General features: G+C 55.1%; 1 rRNA gene. It reads left to right on the forward strand.

The annotated features are described in order from the left end of the window. Positions 1–46 precede the first annotated feature (46 nt). Positions 47–3179: ribosomal RNA gene (locus tag ACFWPA_RS19615) — 23S ribosomal RNA — on the forward strand. The last annotated feature ends 47 nt before the right edge of the window (positions 3180–3226 follow it).

Raw genomic sequence — 3226 nt, forward strand, 5'->3', positions numbered from 1 at the left:
GTTTGTGTGTTGTTTGAGAACTGCACAGTGGACGCGAGCATCTTTGTTGTAAGTAATGAAGAGCGTACGGTGGATGCCTTGGCACCAGGAGCCGATGAAGGACGTAGGAGGCTGCGATAAGCCTCGGGGAGCTGTCAACCGAGCTGAGATCCGAGGGTGTCCGAATGGGGAAACCCAGCACGAGTGATGTCGTGTTACCCGCACCTGAATATATAGGGTGTGTGGAGGGAACGTGGGGAAGTGAAACATCTCAGTACCCACAGGAAGAGAAAACAACCGTGATTCCGTGAGTAGTGGCGAGCGAAAGCGGAGGAGGCCAAACCGTGTACATGTGATACCCGGCAGGGGTTGTGTGCGCGGGGTTGTGGGATTCATTTTGTCGATTCTGCCGGATCGGCCGACAGTAAGAAATCATTGTGTTAGTCGAAGTGGTCTGGAACGGCCTGTCGTAGAGGGTGAGAGTCCCGTAGACGAAAACATGGTGACTGTCGTAGTGAACACCCAAGTAGCAGCGGGCCCGTGAAATCTGCTGTGAATCTGTCGGGACCACCCGATAAGCCTGAATACTCCCTGGTGACCGATAGCGGACTAGTACCGTGAGGGAAAGGTGAAAAGTACCCCGGGAGGGGAGTGAAATAGTACCTGAAACCGTGCGCTTACAATCCGTCAGAGCCTGTGAGTGACTTGTCACTGCGGGTGATGGCGTGCCTTTTGAAGAATGAGCCTGCGAGTTAGCGGCATGTCGCGAGGTTAACCCGTGTGGGGTAGTCGTAGCGAAAGCGAGTCCGAATAGGGCGTTTTAGTGGCATGTTCTAGACCCGAAGCGGAGTGATCTACCCATGGCCAGGGTGAAGCGACGGTAAGACGTCGTGGAGGCCCGAACCCACTTAGGTTGAAAACTGAGGGGATGAGCTGTGGGTAGGGGTGAAAGGCCAATCAAACTCCGTGATAGCTGGTTCTCCCCGAAATGCATTTAGGTGCAGCGTCGCGTGTTTCTCGCCGGAGGTAGAGCTACTGGATGGTCTAGGGGGCCCACAAGCTTACCGAAATCAGCCAAACTCCGAATGCCGGTGAGTGAGAGCGCGGCAGTGAGACTGCGGGGGATAAGCTTCGTAGTCGAGAGGGAAACAGCCCAGATCGCCGGCTAAGGTCCCTAAGCGTGTACTAAGTGGAAAAGGATGTGGGGTCGCGAAGACAACCAGGAGGTTGGCTTAGAAGCAGCCACCCTTGAAAGAGTGCGTAATAGCTCACTGGTCAAGTGATCCTGCGCCGACAATGTAGCGGGGCTCAAGTACACCACCGAAGCCGCGGCATTCACATAAGCCCGCCTTTCTCCTACGGGGGAGGGGCCAGGTGTGTGGATGGGTAGGGGAGCGTCGTGCAGCCATGGAAGCAGCGGTGTGAACTAGTTGTGGAGGCTGCACGAGTGAGAATGCAGGCATGAGTAGCGAAAGACAAGTGAGAAACTTGTCCGCCGAATGACCAAGGGTTCCTGGGCCAGGTTAATCCGCCCAGGGTGAGTCGGGACCTAAGACGAGGCCGACAGGCGTAGCCGATGGACAACGGGTTGATATTCCCGTACCCGTGTGAACGCGTCAATGGTGAATCAGTGATACTAACCGTCCTGAAGCCGCTTGCTTATCCTTCGGGATGGTGGGTGTGTGGATGCACGGGACCTGAGCTGGTAGTAGCCAAGCGATGGGGTGACGCAGGAAGGTAGCTGGGCCAGTGAGTGGTAGTACTGGTGTAAGCGTGTAGGGCGAGTGGTAGGCAAATCCGCCATTCATATAGCCTGAGACGTGATGCGTAGCCGAGTGAGGCGAATTCAGTGATCCTATGCTGCCGAGAAAAGCCTCTAGCGAGTTTTCACACGGCCCGTACCCCAAACCGACACAGGTGGTCAGGTAGAGAATACTAAGGCGATCGAGATAACTATGGTTAAGGAACTCGGCAAAATGCCCCCGTAACTTCGGGAGAAGGGGGACCTCTGCTGGTGACGAACCTTGCGTTCTGAGCTGGTGGGGGTCGCAGAGACCAGTGAGAAGCGACTGTTTACTAAAAACACAGGTCCGTGCGAAGTCGTAAGACGATGTATACGGACTGACGCCTGCCCGGTGCTGGAAGGTTAAGAGGACCGGTTAGCCAGTAATGGCGAAGCTGAGAATTTAAGCCCCAGTAAACGGCGGTGGTAACTATAACCATCCTAAGGTAGCGAAATTCCTTGTCGGGTAAGTTCCGACCTGCACGAATGGCGTAACGACTTCTCAGCTGTCTCAACCATAGACTCGGCGAAATTGCATTACGAGTAAAGATGCTCGTTACGCGCGGCAGGACGAAAAGACCCCGGGACCTTCACTATAGCTTGGTATTGGTGTTCGGTTCGGTTTGTGTAGGATAGGTGGGAGACTGTGAAGCGGGCACGCCAGTGTTTGTGGAGTCGTTGTTGAAATACCACTCTGATCGTATTGGACATCTAACCTCGGACCATGATCTGGTTCAGGGACAGTGCCTGGTGGGTAGTTTAACTGGGGCGGTTGCCTCCCAAAATGTAACGGAGGCGCCCAAAGGTTCCCTCAGCCTGGTTGGCAATCAGGTGTTGAGTGCAAGTGCACAAGGGAGCTTGACTGTGAGACTGACAGGTCGAGCAGGGACGAAAGTCGGGACTAGTGATCCGGCACCGGCATGTGGAAGCGGTGTCGCTCAACGGATAAAAGGTACCCCGGGGATAACAGGCTGATCTTCCCCAAGAGTCCATATCGACGGGATGGTTTGGCACCTCGATGTCGGCTCGTCGCATCCTGGGGCTGGAGTAGGTCCCAAGGGTTGGGCTGTTCGCCCATTAAAGCGGCACGCGAGCTGGGTTTAGAACGTCGTGAGACAGTTCGGTCTCTATCCGCCGCGCGCGTTAGAAACTTGAGGAAGGCTGTCCCTAGTACGAGAGGACCGGGACGGACGAACCTCTGGTGTGCCAGTTGTCCTGCCAAGGGCACTGCTGGTTAGCTACGTTCGGAAGGGATAACCGCTGAAAGCATCTAAGCGGGAAGCCTGTTCCAAGATGAGGTTTCTCACCTCCTTTGAGGGGGTAAGGCCCCCGGCAGACTACCGGGTTGATAGGCCAGAACTGGAAGTCAGGTAACTGATGTAGGTGACTGGTACTAATAGGCCGAGGACTTACCACAAAGAAGCTACGCGTCCACTGTGCGGTATCTGAAACAACACACATGTT

Origin of the sequence: Rhodococcus sp. NPDC058505, from assembly GCF_042720095.1 — a bacterium.
Taxonomy (GTDB): Bacteria; Actinomycetota; Actinomycetes; order Mycobacteriales; family Mycobacteriaceae; genus Rhodococcus_G.